1 protein-coding gene is annotated in these 1,231 nt (G+C 58.5%); it reads right to left on the reverse strand.

What is annotated here, in order from left to right; genetic code table 11:
• Positions 1–18 precede the first annotated feature (18 nt).
• Positions 19–1,169, reverse strand: a protein-coding gene (locus N5C91_RS31795; RefSeq protein WP_279834506.1) for an IS3 family transposase whose coding sequence is annotated in 2 segments (ribosomal slippage) — positions 19–932 and positions 932–1,169 — 1,152 coding nt in all. Because the reading frame shifts where the segments join, the coding sequence is not laid out codon by codon here.
• Positions 1,170–1,231: the final 62 nt, after the last annotated feature.

The raw sequence follows: 1,231 nt of genomic DNA on the forward strand, positions 1-1,231 counted from the left end.
TGAATCGCCCCAGGTTTTCTAGACACTCTCCAAGCTCTGGAAATAGCGCTTTTCAAACTCCACTGGCGATAGCTGCATAGCGCTGCTGTGCCGGCGCTTGGGGTTATAAAACATCTCGATGTAATCGAACACATCACTGCGGGCTTCTTCGCGGGTGCCGTAGGTTTTCCGTCGGATGCGTTCCCGCTTCAGCAACTGGAAAAAGCTTTCCGCGACCGCGTTGTCGTGGCAGTTGCCGCGTCGACTCATGCTGCTGATCAGGTTGTTGGCCTTGAGGAAACTCTGCCAGTCCGAGCTGCTGAACTGGCTGCCCTGGTCGGAGTGGATCATCACTTCCTGCTTGGGCTTTCGCCGCCACACCGCCATCAACAGGGCATCAATGGCCAGGTCGCTGCACATCCGTGGCTTCATCGACCAGCCAATCACTTGGCGCGAAAACAGATCCAGTACCACCGCCAAGTACAACCAACCCTCATAGGTGCGGATGTAAGTGATGTCGGTGACCCAGACCTTGTTCGGTTCACTGACGTTGAACTTCCGCTCCAGACGGTTGGGCGAGGTCACAGTCGGCTTGCCACCATAGTACCCGGGGCGCCGACGATAACCGGTCTGCGAGCGCAGTCCCTCTCCCCGCATCAGGCGAGCCACGCGGTGCCGACCACAAGACTCGCCCAGCTCACGCAGGTCGTCGTGGATCTTGCGGTAGCCGTAGACCCCGCCGCTTTCCAACCAGGCATGCTTGATCAATCCGAGCAGACGCTGATCCTCCTTGGCGCGTGCAGATTTCGGCTCGGCCAGCCAGGCGTAGTAACCGCTGGGATGTACCTGGAGGGTCTGGCAGAGGCGCCGCACCGGGTACTCCACCGACAGCTTGCTGATAACGGCGTACTTCAGCCGGACTCCTTGGCAAAGTACGCGGCGGCCTTTTTTAGGATGTCTCGCTCTTCGGTCACTCGCTTGAGTTCAGCGCGCAAACGACGCAGTTCGGCTTGCTGATCATCTACCTGCTGCCGCTGTACTTGGGGCTTGCTGTAGCGCTTTACCCAGGCGTACAGGCTATGTGCGGACACACCTAGACGCTCTGCCACATCGGCAACACGCAAGCCGCGCTCAGTGATGTGCTTGACCGCTTCGATCTTGAATTCTTCGGGGTAACGCTGGTTGCTCATGGCACCTCCTGATGGGCCTCATTATGAGGCTTGGAGGTGTCTACGAAACTAGGGGCGATTCA

Origin of the sequence: Pseudomonas sp. GD03903 (genome assembly GCF_029840045.1) — a bacterium.
Lineage (GTDB): Bacteria > Pseudomonadota > Gammaproteobacteria > Pseudomonadales > Pseudomonadaceae > Pseudomonas > Pseudomonas pseudonitroreducens.